The sequence below is a fragment of the Kitasatospora sp. NPDC058046 genome (genome assembly GCF_042885595.1).
Lineage (GTDB): Bacteria > Actinomycetota > Actinomycetes > Streptomycetales > Streptomycetaceae > Kitasatospora.
This window is the reverse complement of the sequence record NZ_JBHVRS010000017.1, coordinates 123571-140460: the sequence shown is the minus strand read 5'-3', so window position 1 is coordinate 140460 and position 16890 is coordinate 123571. Positions and strand designations below refer to the sequence as shown.

At 73.6% G+C, this 16890-nt stretch carries 19 protein-coding genes; 9 read left to right on the top strand and 10 right to left on the bottom strand.

Going from position 1 to position 16890, the window contains the following annotated elements:
* Window positions 1–166: 166 nt before the first annotated feature.
* The 7 genes from ACFVU7_RS29840 to ACFVU7_RS29810 all read left to right on the top strand — a co-directional run bounded on the left by ACFVU7_RS29840 (window position 167) and on the right by ACFVU7_RS29810 (window position 5851).
* Window positions 167–565, top strand: a complete 399-nt coding sequence (locus ACFVU7_RS29840) for an ArsR/SmtB family transcription factor (protein WP_388048130.1) — start codon at window positions 167–169, stop codon at window positions 563–565.
* Entirely contained in the window at window positions 562–2547 is a 1986-nt protein-coding gene (locus ACFVU7_RS29835; RefSeq protein WP_388048128.1) for a heavy metal translocating P-type ATPase, read from the top strand. The genes ACFVU7_RS29840 and ACFVU7_RS29835 overlap by 4 nt, the downstream gene beginning before the upstream one ends.
* Window positions 2548–2772: 225 nt before the next feature.
* Entirely contained in the window at window positions 2773–2964 is a 192-nt protein-coding gene (locus ACFVU7_RS29830) for a hypothetical protein (RefSeq protein WP_388048126.1), read from the top strand.
* Window positions 2965–2966: 2 nt separating this feature from the next.
* On the top strand, window positions 2967–3323 hold the full coding sequence (locus ACFVU7_RS29825; protein WP_074005869.1) for a helix-turn-helix transcriptional regulator: 357 nt from the start codon (window positions 2967–2969) through the stop codon (window positions 3321–3323).
* 80 nt (window positions 3324–3403) lie between these two features.
* On the top strand, window positions 3404–5047 hold the full coding sequence (locus ACFVU7_RS29820; RefSeq protein ID WP_388048200.1) for a SulP family inorganic anion transporter: 1644 nt from the start codon (window positions 3404–3406) through the stop codon (window positions 5045–5047).
* A 73-nt stretch (window positions 5048–5120) separates the two neighbouring features.
* Window positions 5121–5252: a DUF6126 family protein gene (locus tag ACFVU7_RS29815; protein ID WP_220450012.1), complete on the top strand. Its 132-nt coding sequence runs from the start codon at window positions 5121–5123 to the stop codon at window positions 5250–5252.
* Window positions 5253–5401: 149 nt separating this feature from the next.
* A complete protein-coding gene (locus ACFVU7_RS29810) occupies window positions 5402–5851 on the top strand; it encodes a GNAT family N-acetyltransferase (protein ID WP_388048124.1) in 450 nt (149 codons plus the stop codon).
* Between the two features lie 16 nt (window positions 5852–5867).
* Here the strand turns inward: ACFVU7_RS29810 and ACFVU7_RS29805 are convergent, their stop codons facing one another.
* Together ACFVU7_RS29805 and ACFVU7_RS29800 are read right to left on the bottom strand one after the other, a co-directional pair.
* Window positions 5868–6710 carry a hypothetical protein gene (locus ACFVU7_RS29805; protein ID WP_388048122.1) on the bottom strand — a complete coding sequence of 281 codons (843 nt, stop codon included), beginning with the start codon at window positions 6708–6710 and terminating at the stop codon, window positions 5868–5870.
* The gene (locus tag ACFVU7_RS29800; protein ID WP_049649167.1) at window positions 6703–7215 is read right to left on the bottom strand and encodes a SigE family RNA polymerase sigma factor; all 513 of its coding nucleotides are present in this window, start codon (window positions 7213–7215) and stop codon (window positions 6703–6705) included. Before ACFVU7_RS29800 ends, ACFVU7_RS29805 begins: the two co-directional genes overlap by 8 nt.
* A gap of 252 nt (window positions 7216–7467) precedes the next feature.
* On the opposite strand from ACFVU7_RS29800, the gene ACFVU7_RS29795 reads away from it, so the two are divergent.
* Window positions 7468–8235: a hypothetical protein gene (locus tag ACFVU7_RS29795; protein WP_388048120.1), complete on the top strand. Its 768-nt coding sequence runs from the start codon at window positions 7468–7470 to the stop codon at window positions 8233–8235.
* Window positions 8236–8337: 102 nt separating this feature from the next.
* Here ACFVU7_RS29795 and ACFVU7_RS29790 read toward each other — a convergent pair whose 3' ends face one another.
* From ACFVU7_RS29790 to dcd, 7 genes are all read right to left on the bottom strand, one after another.
* Window positions 8338–9684 (bottom strand): hypothetical protein, encoded by a 1347-nt coding sequence (locus tag ACFVU7_RS29790; protein ID WP_388048118.1) that lies wholly within the window; start codon window positions 9682–9684, stop codon window positions 8338–8340.
* Between the two features lie 88 nt (window positions 9685–9772).
* Window positions 9773–10513, bottom strand: a complete 741-nt coding sequence (locus ACFVU7_RS29785) for a class I SAM-dependent methyltransferase (RefSeq protein WP_388048116.1) — start codon at window positions 10511–10513, stop codon at window positions 9773–9775.
* Window positions 10510–11823: an MFS transporter gene (locus ACFVU7_RS29780; protein WP_388048114.1), complete on the bottom strand. Its 1314-nt coding sequence runs from the start codon at window positions 11821–11823 to the stop codon at window positions 10510–10512. Before ACFVU7_RS29780 ends, ACFVU7_RS29785 begins: the two co-directional genes overlap by 4 nt.
* A gap of 51 nt (window positions 11824–11874) precedes the next feature.
* Window positions 11875–12387 (bottom strand): HIT family protein, encoded by a 513-nt coding sequence (locus ACFVU7_RS29775; RefSeq protein ID WP_388048112.1) that lies wholly within the window; start codon window positions 12385–12387, stop codon window positions 11875–11877.
* On the bottom strand, window positions 12384–13481 hold the full coding sequence (locus ACFVU7_RS29770; protein WP_388048110.1) for a glycosyltransferase family 4 protein: 1098 nt from the start codon (window positions 13479–13481) through the stop codon (window positions 12384–12386). Before ACFVU7_RS29770 ends, ACFVU7_RS29775 begins: the two co-directional genes overlap by 4 nt.
* Complete coding sequence (locus ACFVU7_RS29765; protein ID WP_049649173.1) at window positions 13478–14002, bottom strand: deoxycytidine triphosphate deaminase; 525 nt, start codon at window positions 14000–14002, stop codon at window positions 13478–13480. Before ACFVU7_RS29765 ends, ACFVU7_RS29770 begins: the two co-directional genes overlap by 4 nt.
* Window positions 13999–14526, bottom strand: coding sequence for a dCTP deaminase (dcd, locus tag ACFVU7_RS29760; RefSeq protein ID WP_049649174.1), 528 nt, complete (start codon window positions 14524–14526; stop codon window positions 13999–14001). Before dcd ends, ACFVU7_RS29765 begins: the two co-directional genes overlap by 4 nt.
* 121 nt (window positions 14527–14647) lie before the next feature.
* Between dcd and ACFVU7_RS29755 the strand changes: the two genes are divergently transcribed.
* Complete coding sequence (locus ACFVU7_RS29755) at window positions 14648–15568, top strand: ROK family protein (RefSeq protein WP_388048108.1); 921 nt, start codon at window positions 14648–14650, stop codon at window positions 15566–15568.
* Between the two features lie 79 nt (window positions 15569–15647).
* Here the strand turns inward: ACFVU7_RS29755 and ACFVU7_RS29750 are convergent, their stop codons facing one another.
* Complete coding sequence (locus ACFVU7_RS29750; RefSeq protein WP_388048106.1) at window positions 15648–16841, bottom strand: argininosuccinate synthase-related protein; 1194 nt, start codon at window positions 16839–16841, stop codon at window positions 15648–15650.
* Window positions 16842–16890: the final 49 nt, after the last annotated feature.

The following is a 16890-nucleotide window of genomic DNA, read 5'->3' as shown; positions in this document are numbered from 1 at the left end:
AGGGCGTGGACGGCGTCCCCGCGCCCCAAGCGGCCGCCGTGGCCGCCCGTGGCGACGGCGACGACCTGTCTCTCCGGCGTCCTCTCCCGGATGCGGTCGCGGTCGAACCGGGCCGCGACAGCCCGTCTGGAGCGATGACATCGGCATCGACAGCTATCATCGTTACATGACGATGAATAGCCCGGCGGCCGGGCCCTCGGCCACTACCTCGTGCGGCGCGCCCTCGGCAGTGGTGGCCCTGTTCCGCTCGCTCGGCGACCCGGCCCGCCTCGCGATCCTGCTGCGCCTGGCCCGGGGCGAGGCCAAGGTCGTGGACCTGGTCGGCTGCGTGGGCCTGGCCCAGTCCACGGTCTCGGCGCACCTGGCCTGCCTGCGGGACTGCGGCCTGGTCGACTCCCGCCCCCAGGGCCGGGCCTCCCTGTACTTCCTGGCCCGCCCGGAACTGCTGGACCTGCTGGCCTCGGCCGAGCAGCTGCTCGCCGCGACCGGCGAGGCCGTCGACCTCTGCCCGATCTACGGCACCCCGGCGGCGCCCGCCCCGGACAGCACCGGGGCCGGCCGATGAGCGACGCCTGCGGCTGCGGCGACGACAGGAAGACCGTGGAGGGAGGGGAGGAGCGCGAACCGGAGAAGCTCTGGGAGGTCGGCGGGCTGCGGGCCGCCGCCGTGGCCGGCGTCCTGCTGCTGGCCGGACTGATCGCCGGCTGGTCCGGCGCGTCCGACACCGCGGTGACCGCGGTGACCGCGGTGACCGCGCTGAACGCGCTCGCCCTCGTCGTCGGCGCCTGGACCTTCGTACCCGCCACGCTGCGCCGCCTGGCCAAGGGCAAGGTCGGGGTCGGCACGCTGATGACGATCGCCGCCGTGGGCGGGGCCCTCCTCGGCGAGGTCGGCGAGGCCGCCATGCTGGCCTTCCTCTACTCCGTCAGCGAGGGCCTGGAGGCCTGGTCCCTGGCCCGCACCCGCCGCGGCCTGCGCGCCCTGCTGAACCTGGTGCCCGAACGGGCGACCGTGCTGCGCGACGGCACCGAGCGGACCGTCGCGCCCGCCGAACTGCGCATCGGCGACACGATGGTGGTCAGGCCCGGCGAGCGGATCGCCACCGACGGCACCGTCCGCGCCGGCCGCACCGCCCTGGACGTCTCCGCCATCACCGGTGAGTCCGTCCCCGTCGAGGCCGGTCCGGGCAGCGAGGTGTACGCGGGCGCGATCAACGGCACCGGCGTGCTGGAGGTCGAGGTCACCAGCACGGCCGAGGACAACTCGCTGGCCCGGATCGTCCGGATCGTGGAGGCCGAACAGGCCCGCAAGGGCGCCGGCCAGCGCCTCGCCGACCGGATCGCCAAGCCCCTGGTGCCCGGCATCATGGTCGCCGCCGCCCTCATCGCCCTCGTCGGCTCCCTGCTGGGCGATCCGGCCACCTGGATCGAGCGGGCCCTGGTCGTCCTGGTCGCCGCCTCCCCGTGCGCACTCGCCATCTCCGTACCCGTCACCGTGGTCGCCGCCGTCGGCGCGGCCGGCAGGCTCGGCGTCCTGGTCAAGGGCGGAGCCGCCCTCGAAGCCCTCGGCGCCGTACGCGCCGTCGCCCTCGACAAGACCGGCACCCTCACCCGCAACCGGCCCGCCGTCGTCCGCGTCGCCACCCTGGACGGCCACAGCCGCGACACCGTCCTCGCCGTGGCCGCCGCGCTGGAGGCCCGTAGCGAACACCCCCTGGCCGAGGCCGTCCTGGCCGCCGCCCCCGGCGTGCCCGTCGCCACGGACGTCGAGGCGGTCACCGGCGCCGGCCTCACCGGCCGGCTGGACGGCCGCCCCGTCCGGCTCGGGCGCCCCGGCTGGATCGAGCCCGGCCCGCTGGCCGAAGCCGTCACCGCGATGCAGGACTCCGGCGCCACCGCCGTCCTCGTCGAGGACGACGCGACGGTGATCGGCGCGATCGCGGTACGCGACGAACTGCGCCCCGAGGCCCGCGAGGTCGTCGACCGCCTCCGCGCCCGCGGCCTGACCGTGGTGATGCTCACCGGCGACAACGAACGCACCGCCCGGGCCCTCGCCGCCGAGGCCGGCATCGACACCGTGCACGCGGACCTGCGCCCCGAGGACAAGGCCCGCATCATCGGCGGGCTCCGCACCCTCCGCCCGACCGCGATGGTCGGCGACGGCGTCAACGACGCCCCCGCCCTGGCCACCGCCGACCTCGGCATCGCGATGGGGGCGATGGGCACCGACGTCGCCATCGAGACCGCCGACGTCGCGCTCATGGGCGAGGACCTGCGCCACCTGCCCCAGGCCCTGGACCACGCCCGCCGCGCACGGCGGATCATGCTCCAGAACGTCGGCCTGTCCCTGGCGGTCATCGTCGGTCTGATGCCGCTCGCCCTCCTCGGCTTCCTCGGCCTCGCCGCCGTCGTCGCGGTCCACGAGCTCGCCGAGATCGTCATCATCGGCAACGGCGTGCGGGCCGGACGCGCCAAGCCGCTGCCCCCGGCCCCGACTTCGACCCCGCACCGCGCGAGCGCGCCCGCCCCGGCCGGAGCCGTCGCCTGACCCCTCGCCCGTAGCACGGTCCGCCGGCCCCGGCCGCTCCACGCTCCGCCGCCGACGGCGCGTGGAGCGGCCGGGGCCGCTGTCGATCACCGCGTCCTCGGGCCGGGCGGAGATCGATGTGCAGAAGTGGGAACTTGAAGAATTCTTCAAGTGCATAGATGATGCTGCCCTGTACTCGGCAGAGATGCGGTCGCGCGCGGCAGCGCCGGCGGCGAGGAGGGGCGCATGAGCGACGTATTCGACCAGGAGCTTCGCGAGCAGCTCGACGAGGCCCGCCGGCAGCGGGCCGCCGCCCGGGCGGCAGGTGACGAGGACAGCGCGCAGGCGTACGCCGGACGCGTCACACAGCTGCTGCGGATCGCCGCCCAGCACGGCATCGAGATCGAGCACACCGCCGAGGAACAGGAAGAGGACTGAGCATGGCCGTCCCGCTCTACCAGGCGAAGGCGGAGTTCTTCCGCACGCTCGGCCACCCGGCGCGCATCCGCGTGCTGGAACTGCTCCAGGACGGTCCGCGTCCGGTGCGCGAGCTGCTCGCCTCGATCGAGATCGAGCCGTCCAGCCTCTCCCAGCAGCTCTCCGTGCTGCGCCGCAGCAACCTGGTCACGGCCACCCGCGAGGGCAACACCGTGGTCTACGCACTGAGCACGCCGGACGTCGCGGAGCTGCTGCGGGCCGCGCGCCGCATCCTCACCGAGATGATCGCCGACCAGGGGACGCTGCTCGCCGAGCTGCGCTCGGCCGGGCTTCCGGACGCGGCGGAGCAGACGGCGTGAGCGCCACACGGGCCACCCTCGCGGGCCGGGCCGCCGGGCGCGTCCGGGCCGTGCTGCCGAACCGCGCGGCCCTCGCCGCCATGGGGCGCTCGCCGCGCAAGGACCTGGTGGCCGGTCTGACGGTGGCGATCGTCGCGCTGCCGCTCGCGCTGGGCTTCGGCGTCGCCTCCGGCGCGGGGGCCGAGGCCGGGCTGGCCACCGCCGTGGTCGCCGGGGCGCTGGCCGCGGTGTTCGGCGGCTCCAACCTCCAGGTCAGCGGACCGACCGGCGCCATGACCGTGGTCCTGGTGCCGATCGTGCACCGGTACGGCACCTCCGGCGTCCTCACCGTCGGCCTGATCGCCGGCCTGCTGCTGGTCGCCCTCGCCCTCGGCGGGGCCGGCCGTTTCATGGCCTACGTCCCCGCGCCGGTCGTCGAGGGCTTCACCCTCGGCATCGCCGGCGTGATCGGACTCCAGCAGGTGCCCGCCGCCCTCGGCGTCACCAAGGGCGACGCCGAGAACGTCGTGGCCGTCGCCGGACAGGCCCTCGCCGACTTCGCCCGCCACCCGCACCCGGCCGCGCCCGCCGTGGCGCTCGCCGTCGCCGCGGTGATGCTCGTCGGCGCACGGCTGCGCCCCGGCATCCCGTTCTCGCTGCTCGCCGTCGCCGCCGCGACCGCGGTGGCCGACCTCGCCCACCTGGACGTGGCGACCATCGGCCACCTCCCGGCCGGTCTGCCGCTGCCGTCGCTGGGCTTCCTCGACCCCGGCGCGGTGCCGAACCTGCTCACCGCGGCCCTCGCGGTCGCCGCGCTGGCGGCGCTGGAGTCGCTGATGTCGGCGACCGCCGCGGACGCGATGAGTGCTTCCGAACGGCACGACAGCGACCGGGAGTTGTTCGGCCAGGGAGTGGCCAACCTGGTCGCCCCGCTGTTCGGTGGCGTCGCCGCCACCGGCGCGATCGCCCGTACCGCCGTCAACGTCCGCTCCGGCGCCGTCTCCCGGCTCGCCGCCCTGGTGCACGCCGCCGTGCTCGCGGTGGTCGTGTTCGCCGCAGCTCCGCTCGTCGAGGGCATCCCGCTGGCCGCGCTCGCGGGCGTCCTGATCGCCACGGCGGTCCGGATGGTCGAGGTGGCGTCGCTGCGGGCGCTGGCCCGCAGCGGACGCGGCGAGGCCGCCGTTCTGGCGCTGACCGCCGCCGCGACCCTGGCCTTCGACCTGGTCACGGCCGTCGTCGTCGGCCTGGCCGTCGCCGGGATCCTGGCCCTGCGCCAGGTCGCGCGGTCCGCGCGGCTCCAGCAGGTGCCGCTGCACGACGGCCTGGCCCCGGCCGACCACCACGAGGAGGAGCGGGCGCTGCTCGCCGAGCACATCGTCGCCTACCGGATAGACGGGCCGGTGTTCTTCGCGGCCGCACACCGCTTCCTGCTCCAACTCGCCGAGACCACCGACGTCAAGGCCGTCATCCTGCGCCTGTCCCACGTCACCGCGATCGACTCCACGGGCGCCCTGGCGCTGGGCGACGCGATCGGCAAGCTGGAACGGCGCGGCATCCTCGTCCTGGCCGCGGGGGTGCCGGACGGCCACCGGCGGACCCTGGACGCCCTCGGCGTCCTGGACACCCTCCAGCGGCAGGGGCGGGTCTTCGCCCGGACACCGGACGCCATCGCCCGTGCCCGCACCGAGCTGCGGACCACCGGAGTCCTGGCGGAGGCCACGGTACGAAAGGGAACGGACCGATGACCGCCCGGCGCCCGCGCATCCGCCCGAGGCCCCGCCACGACCGCCCCACGACCCGACCCCAGGAGTACCGACCATGAGCAGCGCCACCGGTGACGAGAAGAAGCGGCGCAAGGCCATGCTCATCCGCGCCGGGATCTACATCCTGGGCACCCACCTGTTCGCCGGCTTCGTCATCCTGCTCTTCGCCCTCGGCAACCGCCACTGACCCCCCGTCCGGTCGCCGACCCCCGAACTGCTGCCACAACGGGCGGGGTTCGCGCTGCTGACGGTTGGTCGCAACGCCTGGACGGGAACTGGAGTGCTCCAGCGCCGGCAGTGTGGCAGGCTGGCCCGATGTCTACGACCCTCCGCCCCATGGACGCCCGACTCCTGCCCGCCTGGCTCGATCGCAGCCGGGCCGAGTACGCCAAGGACCTCGTCGCTGCGGGGCAGACGCCCGAGGACGCCGGCCGGCACGCGGCCGACAGCATGGCCCGCTACTTCCCCTCCGGTGCACCGAGCCCCGGGCACGCGCTCTTCGACGTGGTCGATGCCGCCGGGGCCACCGTCGGCCACCTCTGGATCGGACCGGACACGAGCGAGGACGCCGGCTCCTGGTGGGTCTGGGACATCGCGATCGACGCCGACAAGCGCGGGCTGGGCCTCGGGCGAAGGGCCATGCTCCTCGGCGAGGAGTACGCCCGGGCGCAGGGCGCCCATACCCTCGGGCTCAGCGTCTTCGGGTTCAACACGGGCGCGCGCGGCCTCTACGAGTCGCTCGGCTACGAGACGACCTCGGTCAAGATGCTCAAGCGACTCGGCTGAGGTCCTGGGGCATCGCCTACGGGTGGGTGTCCTTGGCCGTGGGCTGCGTCCTCTGGTTGTAGATCTCCTTGCCGTCCGCGTTGTAGGCGTGGACGTAGGGGGTCGGGGGGAAGGCGTTCGCGTCGGGGCCGGTGGAGATGGCAGCCGTGTAGGCGAACGCGCCGCCCGCCATGACGGCCGGGTACTGCGTCGGGTCGTCGCCGTAGCTGATGGTGACCTTGGCGACGTCGGCGGTGTAGTGCCCGGCGCCCAGCGAGAGGACCTGCCCGGCACCGGTCGGGGCGTTGAAGCTGTCGAAGAACTCGACCAGGTGGCCGGCGCCCCACAGACGGTCGTTGATGAACGTCGGGGGGAGGGAGATGCTGTGCCCGGCCCGGCCCTTCGACTCGCACTGCACGTACTGGCCGGCGGAGTCGACGGCGACGACCACGCCGTCGGTGTCCGAGGAGGCGACGGGAGCGCGGACCCCGATCACCGCCTGGTACTGCGACGCCTCGGAGCCCAGGCAGGAGCCCAGGATCTCGGCGACGGCCCCGGCCTCGATCGGAGTCGTCGTCGTGCTGGTGACGGTGAAAGCCGCCGGGGGGTGGGGGGAGGCCGGCACGGAGGGGGTGCCTGTGGCGGCCGGCCCCTGCTGTGGCGCCGGTGGGTGTTGTGGCCCCGGCGGGTTCAGCACGGACGGGAGAGCCAGGCACAGGGCCGCCGCGGCGCAGGCCACGGTCGCGCCGAGGGCGTGTCGACGGCGGCGGCGCCGGTCGGCGCGTCTGCGGATCTCCGCAGCGGGCAGGGTCGGTGCCGGCATCTGCGTGCCGAGCAGCCGCAGCCGGTCGTCGAGGCTGTCGTGGACGGGGTCAGACACGGAGCTTTCCTTCCTCGCTGGTCGGGGTCCGGTCGGAGAGTCTGGCCGCGAGCGCGGTCCGGCCGCGGGCGAGGCGGCTCTTGACGGTGCTGATGCCGGCGCCGGTCTCGGCGGAGACCTGCTCGATGGAGAGGTCGCACATGTGGTGCAGGACCAGGGCGATCCGCTGTGCTTCGGGTAGGTCGCGGAGCGCGGTGACCAGCATCAGGTGCTCCTCGGTGGGCGGCTCGACGGTGGACGGTTCGTGGCGGTGGTGGTGTCCGGCCAGGTGCAGGCCCCGGGCGAGGCGCCGCCAGCGGGAGTGGGCCAGCCGCCGGGCCGTGGTCCGGATCCATGCCTCCGGGGCGTTGCCGGGGTCGAAGGTGCGCCTGCGGTCCCAGGCGCGGATGAAGGCCTCCTGGACCACGTCCTGGGCTTCGGACCAGTTGCCGGTTATCGCGTAGAGCTGCCCGGTGAGGCGGGAGAAGGACGCCGCGTAGAACGCGTCGAACTCCTGTGGCGTCATCAAGGGCCTCTCCTCCGGGGCTGTCCGTCAGCTCGCGGCACGGGCGGTGCGCGAGGGAGCACTCCTCGGCCACGGCGGGTCAGCCGTGCGTCCTGGGTGGAGCCTCCCGCCCTGTACGCACGAGCGCCGTCCCAGGGTTACATCGACGGCCTATGACCTGGATCACACGCGCGGGATGCGACCGCTCGGGCGTCGGGAGGCGTACAGGGGCGCGGGCATCAACCGGACGCCCGCAGGAAGGGACACGGATTCATGCGTATCCGCCCGATCATGATCATCACCGCCACCGCCGCGGCCATCGCGACCGCGGGGGGAATGGCCACCGCCGCGACCGGCACCCCCACGGCCACCCCCACGGCCCAGAGCAAGCCCGCCGCCGCGCCGGCCGCCCCTGCCGCGCCTGCCGCCCCGGCCTCCGGCGGCGGCTCGGCCGCGACCGGAGCGACTGCCACCCCGGCGGCCTCCACCGTCACCAGCACGACGACGACCCCGATCGACGCCGGCACCGTCGCCGGGATCCTGGCCTCCTGCCTGGGCTCCGAGGCTTCGCAGTACCAGGCGGTGATCGGGGTCCGCGCTCCCGTCGCCTCGTCGGACACCGACGGCGTGGTCGTCGCCGTCGACTCCGCCGGCCAGTACGTGCAGTGCGAGTCGAAGGGCGACAAGGGCACCAGCATGTCCTCGCCCGCGACGTTCATCAACGACCGCCTGTGGGGCACCGGTCACCTGGTCGAGTTCTTCGACAGCTTCAGCACGCCGGCCGGTGCCGGGCAGGTCCTCTCGCTGGGCGCCGGGCACTACACCGCCGACGTCGCCAAGGTCACCATCAGCTACGGCGACGACGCGACGGAGTACCCGGCCGTCATGGCGGGCGGCGCGTTCGCCTACACGGCTGCCATCTCCACCGGCTCCGACGCGAACGCCTTCCCCCCGGCTCCCTACGTCCACGCCTACAACGCGGACGGCAAGGAGATCTACAACCAGAAGACGCAGCCCACGGTCAAGAACACCCACCCGTAGGCGACACTCCGGGCGGTCGGCCGTTGCGACCGCCGCAGGGGCAGTGAGCCGGCTCCTCCGCGGAGGAGCCGGCTCACTGCCTTTCGAACCGGGCCGAGCGGGTCAGCGCTGCCGCTCGGGCTCCGCGTAGGTGCGGAAGTCCGAGGCGGTCTCCGGCCAGTTGGCCCGCTGCCAGCTCCACAGTTCCGGGTACGTCGCGTGGGCGGGCACGACCACCAGGCGCTCGTCGAACCACCGGGTCAGGAACTCGCGCCGGCTGCGCACCTCCTCCCGGGTGCGCCCGCTCAGCATGACCTGCCCGACCCCCTGGGTGGTGTCCTGCACCGTGTCCCCCGTCCGGAAGCCGTACGGGAGGTCCAGCCGCACGTGCTCGACACCGGGCAGGGCCCGGATCTGCTCCAGTGAGGGATAGCCGACCAGGACGCCGGACCGGTTGGCGAGGAAGAGGGTGCTGACGCTCTCCGGGCGGACGGCCGGCTCGATCGCCGGCTCGATCCCCTCCGCGCACCGGATGGCGGCTTCGCCCAGGTCCACGCCGAACTTGAACGCCACCGCTTCGGAGATCAGCCCGCCGCCGGTGCGGGCGGCGCACTCGCCGAACACGAGCCCGCCGGTGTCGGGCCGGCGGAACAGCTCCATGTGGAACACCCCGCGCCGCAGGCCGAGGGCCCGCAGCGCCTCGGTCACGACCGGCCGCGCCAGGGCGAAGGCGTCCGCGTCCTCGGTCGGGTCGAAGCGTTCCAGCTGGAGCACCCGGTTGGCGTCGACGGCGGTCAGGCACGGCTCCGCGTAGGTGCCCACGCTGAGGAACCGGAGTTCGCCGTCGAAGACCACGCCGTCCGCCATCCACTCCTCGCCCGGCGTGAACTCCTCCAGGACGAAGGTGCGTTGCGGAACGCCCCGGCGCCGGTACCCGGCGCAGGTGTCGATCAGCTCGGACAGCCCCCGGACGACCGAGGTGTTCCGGGTGCCCGCCCCGGCGATGGGCTTGAGCACCGCCTTGTCGAAGTCCGCGAGGGCGGACGGATCCAGGTGGTGGATGTCCTCGATGACCTGCGAGGCGCCGACGTCCAGGCCGGCCGCCGCGACGGCCCGCTTCTGCAGCCACTTGTCCCGGAAGTTCGGGGCGATGTCCGCGGCCACGGCCGTCGGGAGGTCCAGGACCCGGGCGAGGGCCGCGACGGTGACCAGGGCCTCCTCGTCGGAGGTCTGGAGGAAGCGGAACTCCCGCTCGGCGGCGCCGGTCCGGCGCAGGGCGAGGAGGACGCTCTCGATGCTCGTCGGGTCCTCGGCGAAGATCCCCACGGCCCCGTCCGGGAGCTTCAGGTAGCCCCAGTCCGCCAGGTGCGGGCCGTGCACCACGTACGGCGTGATGCCGTTCCGGAGGCAGGCGCGCATCGCGTACGGGTCCGTGCCGACGATCAGGGCCGAGGGCTGGTCCTGGGGCAAGGGTTCTCCTTCGTTGTGGGGCTGAGGGGGCGGCGGTCCGGGGGCGGACCGGGAAGACGGGTCGGAAGGGTGGACCGGGACGGCGGGTCTAGAGGTCGGCGATCCGCCACACCCCGATCGACTTGTCGGCGAAGCGGTGCTCGACCCGCCTGCCGTCCTCCTCGGTGACGTAGACCTCGGTGCACTGCTCGTCGATCAACCGGAAGGGCTCGGGCAGCAGGAAGGGGGCCCGTCGGAGGTTGAGCGGACGCCAGCCGCCCGCTTCGGTGGCGGCCTCGTTCCCGGCCCGCCCGGTGAAGGTGGTCGTCGCCAGGTAGGTCGAGCCGCTGCGCCGGATGTTGTCCAGCGCGCGGTGGACGTCGTCGTCTCCGAGGTGCACCAGGCAGTCGCGGGAGAACACCAGGTCGACCTCCGGCAGCGGGTCGCGGGTGAGGTCGAGGACCCGGAACTCGCGGTCGGCGCGGGCGAAGCGCGCCCGGTTGCGCTCGACCACCGCGGGGACGATGTCGGCACCGATGTAGCGGTCGACGCCCAGGTCGACCCTGGACATCCAGAAGAAGTCCCCGCACGGCGCGTCGAGCAGGCTCCGGACGCCGAGTCCGGTGAGCAGGGACGGCAGTTCGGCACGCAGCGCGGCCGTCTGGGCCAGGTTCGACCCGAGGCCGGAGCGGGATTCGTCGTCGTCGGCCCCGCTGTCCTCGGTCAGCGTCCAGGCCCCGCTGGCGTAGATCCGGGCGAAGGTCTCCTGGAGCGTGTCGCGCGGTGGCCCGGCGGCTTCCGGTGCCGCCACGGAACCGCGCGTGTCCTGCTGCCGGGTGTCGTCGGTCATTGGTCCTCCTTGGTCGTACGGACGGATGCCGGCACTGCTGCCGAAGCCTGTTGCGGACGGTCCGCCCCCGCCTCCGCCCCCGCCGCGGGCTGCGGCTCGGACGGCAGGGTGCGGACCCCCGGGACGGCCAGCACGACGCCCGCGGTCGCGGCGACCAGGCAGGCCGCGCCCAGGAAGACGGCGCCGATGCCGACCCGGTCCGCGATCGGGGCGGCGACCGCCAGGCCGAGCGGGAGGAAGACGAACGAGCCGAAGGCGTCGTAGGACATCACCCGGGACATCGACTCCTCCGGCACGTGCTTCTGCAGTGCCGTGAGGAAGGTGACGTCGTTGAGGCTCATGCAGAGGCCGGTGACGAACATCGCGCAGGCGGTGACGGCGACCGGCGCGGCGCAGGCCAGCGCGACCAGGGACGGCACGATCCCCAGGGTGAACAGCACCGCGGCCCGCAGGGGCCGGCGGGGCCGCAGTCGGATGGCCAGCAGGCTGCCCGCCACGAAGCCGACCGCCTGCGCGGTGAGGACGGCGGCCCATCCGGAGGCGCCGCCGAGGTGCGCCTCGGCCTCGACCGGTCCCAGCACGATGAAGCCGGCGCCGATGCACACGTTCACCAGCGCGAGTTGCGCCACCGCCGCCCACAGCCAGGTCCGTTCGGTGAACTCCCGCCACCCGTGCCGGAGTTGGGAGAATATCCCTTCCTCCGTGGGCGACGGCTGGTCCGCCGTGCCGGTCAGCCGGACTCCGGCGAGGAGCACCGCGGACACCAGGAACGTCGCCGCGTCCACCACCAGTGCCCAGCCGGCGCCGAGCAGGACGACCAGCACGCCCGCGAGCGCCGCGCCGCCGATGCTGCCCGCGTTCATCGACAGCTGGACCAGCGCGTTGGCGGACTGGATCTTCTCGGCGGGCACGAGCCGCACCGTGACGCTCCGGGACGCCGGGGTGAACAGCGCGCTGGCGGCGCCGCTGACCATCGACAGGACGACCAGGCCCGCCAGGGAGTCCGTCCCGGTCAGCACCAGGACCGCGACCGCTCCCTGGGCGAGACCCGCGGCCAGGTCCGCCCCGACCATGACCCGGTGCCGCGGCAGCCGGTCGGCCAGGACACCGCCGTACAGCAGGAACGCGACCTGGGCGGCGATCCGGGCGGCGGCCACGATCCCGAGGGTCGAACCCGAGCCGTCCGGCATTCCGAGGACGGCGAAGGCGAGCGCCACCGGTGCGATGGCGTCACCCAGCAGGGAGACGGACCGGGCGGAGAACAGCAGCAGGAAGGAACGGTCTCGGAGGATGGAGAGGTCGGCGCGCACACAAGGCCTTTCACGTTCTGGCCCGACGGGATCGAGCTGGTCGGGGAGCCGTCACACCGTGGTCCGGTCCGGGTGTTCGGGGGACGGTGCCGAGAGGCGGGCGCGGGTGGCGGCGAGCCGCTCCAGCGGCACCGGGTCGGCCTTCCAGGGGCGGTGGAGGTGGTCCCCGGCCGCCCTGGGCACCAGGTGGACGTGCAGGTGGAACACGTCCTGCCAGCCCGCGTCCCGGTTCGCCTGGAACAGCGTCAGGCCGTCCGGAGCCAGCACGTCCCGGATCCGCCCGGCCATCAGGTGGACGGTGGCCATCACGGCGGCGGCGTCCTCCGGGGTGATCTCCCAGAGGTCGGCGGCGTGGCGTTTGGGGATCACCAGGGTGTGCCCGTCCATGACCGCGGTGATGTCGAGGAAGGCGATGGTCCGTTCGTCCTCGTGGACGACGGCGGCGGGCAGCCGGCCCCCGACGATGGCGCAGAACACGCAGTCCGCGGACCGCGGGCCGTCGCCCCGGTCCCGCTCCGGCCCGCCGGTGGGCGCAGGGGCCGCGGTGGTCGGCCGGGCCGTCATCGCGCGACCCGGCGGGAGAGTTCGGCCAGGTCGCCGGCGGTCCGCGACAGCGGGAAGCGCCCGCTGTTGACCAGGCCGGCCGCGGCCAGGTCGTCCAGCCGCTCCGGCGAGCGGAGGAACTCCTCGATGCGGCCCCGGAGCGCCGTGAAGTCCCCGAAGTCGACCGGGAGCGCGGAGCGGCCGAGCACCTCGGTCAGGCCCGGCACGGGCTGGTAGGCGACCGGCAGGCCGCACGCCTGCGCCTCGATGGTCACCAGCCCGAACGCCTCCAGCCGGAGCGAGGGGACGATCAGGAGGTCGTGTCCGCCGAACGCGCGCCACAGGTCCTCCCGGGACAGCCAGCCGAGGCGGCGCACCCGCGACAGGTCGGAGCGTGCGGCCAGGGCCGCGAACTCCGCCGGGGGAGCGGCCACGGAGAGCTCCACCCCGGGGAGCGAGGCCACCGCCGCGATCAGGCCGGAGGTGGCCTTCTCGGCGGTGAGCCGACCCGCGTAGAGCACCCGCAGGACGCCCGCTTCGCGCTCCGCGCGGTGCCCCGGCCCGGTGGGCCGGCCGGCCAGCAGCCGGTCGGGGACGCCCCAGGGGATGTGGACGATCCGGTCCGACGGGACCGGGGCGATCCGGCGCAGCCGGTCCGCCAACGCCCCGGTGGGGACGACGATCGCGTCGGCCGATGCCGCGGTCTCCCGCAGAACGGCGGCCTGGGTCGGGTGGTCCTCGGCGAACAGCAGGTCGGTGCCGTGCACCAGCGCGATGCTCGGCCGGTCGGGAAAGACCTGCTGCAGGGCGGCCGTCGCGCCGAAGGCCAGGTGCTGGAGGTGCAGCACGTCGTGGTCGGCGGCGGGGTACCTGTCCCGGACGGCGGCGCCGAGCCGGTCCACGTAGGCCCAGAACGCCGGCCCCGACACCGTCTTGCCCGGCACCGCGAGCAGGGCCGGTGAACCGGAGGTGTCGGGCGCCTGCCGGTCCTCCGGGGCGAGCATGAAGACGTCGGCGGGGATGAGCGGTTCCGGCCCGCCGTACAGGTCGCGCAGCAGCTCGACGCTGCCGCCGGGGCTGTCCGGGGGGAGGTCGATCCCGGTGAGGACGTTCACGCGAGCTCCTCGTACAGTCGCGACGTGTCGATGCCGCTGGTCCGGGTGTACTTCCGGCCCATGTTCTGGTAACTGGCCTCCGCGCCGAGGGTCTTGAGGAAGATGATCTTCCCGAAGGTCATCCCCGGATAGATCCGCACCGGGCGCACGACGCGGATCTCGAGCGTCCACCGGATGGCGTGGCCGACGTGGCCGAGCGGTGCCGAGACGTGCACCCAGACGCCCAGCGCGCCCACCGTGCGGTCACCGTTGATCATCTGCGCGAAACGCTCGGAATGGGTGCGCTCGTGGGTGACCCCGAGGTAGAGCCTGCCCGGCAGCAGCACCATGCCGTCCGGCGGGATGGTGCGCTCCTCGAACTCCGTGGAATGCGCCGCGTCGAGTTCGGACTCGCACACCCGGATGGTGTCGCCGAGTCGCCAGTCGTAGGCGTTCGGGGAAATCCTTCGGGGGTCGAACGGCTCTATGACGATGTCACCGGAGTCGATCGACCTGGCTATTTCCGCCCGGGTGAGGATCACGGCTGCCCCAACTTGTCCCGCCAGTAGCGCGATTCCTGCGGACCGACCGCCCCCTGGTACTTCCCGGAATAGGGCTCGATATCGCCGAGCGTGTCGAAGAACATGATCTGCCCGATCTTCATCCCGGGATACACCCGCAGCGGTCGGACCGCGGACAGCATGAGGGTCCACTGGCCGTGGAAGCCGATGTCCCCGATCGGGGCGGTGATCTCCACGAAGAGCCCGAGCCGGCCGACCGAGGAGCGCCCGAAGAGCAGCGGCACGAAGACGTCGGATCCGACCTCCTCCACGGTGTGCCCCAGGTAGAGCTGGTCGGGCTCCAGCACGAAGCCGCTGGAGTCGATCTTGGTGGCGTCGGTCCGGTTGGGCCGGTACGCGTCGATGACGCTGTCCGTGTAGGTGATCAGCGTCTCCCCGAGGCAGACGTTGTAGCTGTTCGGGTTCACCTGGTCCCGGTTGAACGGGGATATGGAAATCCTGCCGTCGCGGGCGGATTCAACGATTTCTGGTCCCGTCAGGATCACAGGAGGCTCCCACTCTTCCGGCCTGCCGGACAAAACGGCGGGCGCGCACCGACGAGGCTTTTACGGGTCGTTTTCCAGGACGTTTGCCAGCTCGTCCGAGCATGCTCCATACTCATCCCCCATGAAACACGTCATAGCCCTTGATGTGGGCGGTACCGGAATCAAGTCCGCCCTGATCGGAAGCAGCGGAGAATTACTTCACCAGGCCCGCCGGGAAACCCCTCGCGAACGCGGCACCGACACCGTCGTGGAATCGGTGCTCGAGGCGGCCGCCGAAATGCGCGCCCACGGCGAGCGCCGCTTCGGCCGGCCCGCGGCCGCGGTGGGCGTCGCCGTGCCCGGCATCGTCGACGTCGGCACGGGCACCGTCGTGTTCGCGGCCAACCTCGGTTGGCACGACCTCCCGCTCGGCGCGCTGCTGGCCGACCGCCTGGGCGGCGTGCCGGTCGCCTTCGGCCACGACGTCCGCACCGGAGGACTCGCCGAGCAGCGGATCGGCGCCGGCCGGGGCACCGAACAGTTCCTCTTCCTGGCCATCGGCACCGGCATCGCGGGCGCGATCGCCCTCGGCGGACGGATCGAGGCGGGCGCCCACGGCGCCGGCGGCGAGATCGGCCACATCGTGGTCCGGCCCGGAGGCGCCGCCTGCCCCTGCGGCCGGCGCGGCTGCCTGGAGCAGTACGCCTCGGCCTCGGCCGTCGGACGGGCCTGGGCCGCGGCCTCGGGCCGGCCCGCCGCCGACGCGGCGGACTGCGTCCGGGCGCTGGAGGCCGGCGACACCCGCGCCCGGACGGTCTGGGACGACGCCCTGGCCGCGCTCGCCGACGGTCTCGTCACCTGCCTCACCCTGCTCGACCCGGGCACCGTGATCATCGGAGGCGGGCTGGCCGAGGCCGGGGACACCCTGTTCGAACCGCTGCGCGCGGCGGTCGGGAAGCGGCTCGCCTTCGAGCGGATGCCGGAGATCGTGCCGGCGGCACTCGGGGAGACGGCGGGCTGCCTCGGTGCCGGCCTGCTGGCCTGGGACCTCCTCGGCGGCTGACGTCCCGCGCCCCCCGCCGTCGGCCCGCCGCTCCCGCAGCGGGCCGACGGCGCGGGTACGGGACGGTACGGGCCGCGCATCAGGCCCCCGCCAGCACGGCGAGCTCCGCCCTCACGGACTGCTGCTCCCAGCTCTCCCGATCGCGCAGGTAGACCGGTCGGTCGGCCTCGATGGCCCGGGTCTCGGCCCCGCCGGGCGTGAGCCGCCAGCGCACCGAGCCCGTCACCGGCCGGGCGCAGAAGTCCATGAACGACTGGGTGGCCGCCCGCAGTTCGCCGAACCAGCGGCCCTCCAACGCCTCCCGCACCCACAGCTGTTCGAGGTGCATCTTCTCGCGGATCGTCTCGGCCGAGAGCACCGCCGACTCGAGGTGCCGGTAGCTGCGCAGCAGGAGCCAGGCGGCCGGCATCTCCCGGATCTCCAGCACCTTCTCGCCGCCGGCGAGGTGCTCCAGGCCGCTGTACCGCCCGAGGCCGAAGGCGCCGACCCGCCGGTTCAGCTGGTCGATCAGCGGCACCAGCGGCAGGCGGGTGCCGTCGACCGCCACCGGCGTGCCCCCTTCGAACCGCACCTCGACGCCGTCCTCGGTGACCGCCGGTCGGCGCGCGCTCCACCGGAACAGCTGCTCCGGCACCGCGTGCTGCTCGGGGTCGTCCAGGAGCCCGGACTCGAACTCGCGGCACCAGAGGTTCGAGTCGCCGCTCACGACGCGCTCGCTCATCCGGGCGAGGCCGGCCTCCTTCAGCTCCTGGATCTTGACCTCCCGGCCCACCGGGTCGAGGTCGTACGGGCTGCCGTAGGCGCCGTCGAAGCCGAGCAGTTCCAGGGCGCCGTTGAGTCTGCGCATGGTGTTCTGGGAGCGGTTGGCGGTGTGCAGGACGGCCGCCGCCCCGAGCTCCGCCGCCAGTTCGGCGGCGAACCGGGCGATCAGCGGGCGGCTCAGGGTCGAACTCACCGGGTGGGTCCCCAGGTAGACCGCCTGGCTGACGATGGCCGCCCGCACGAACTCGTCGGCGAAGGCTCCACGGCCGTCCACGACGTGCAGCCGGACACCCAGCTCGTCGGCGATCTGCTGTTTCTGTTCGCTGGTCTCGTCCTCGCCGAGGTCCACGCTCAACGCGTGGACGTTCCGGAACCCGGCGTTCTTCAGCCGCAGCAGGAGGAAGCTGCTGTCGAGCCCTCCGCTGAAGAGCGTGACGACGGGGGCTTCCGCCGGCAGGGCATCGGTGGTGAGTTGACGGAAGGAGCGGATCAAGCGGTGGTGGCTTTGCATGATGGTCCTTCGAGACGCGGTGGGGGAAGTGGTTCGGCGCGTGCGGCGG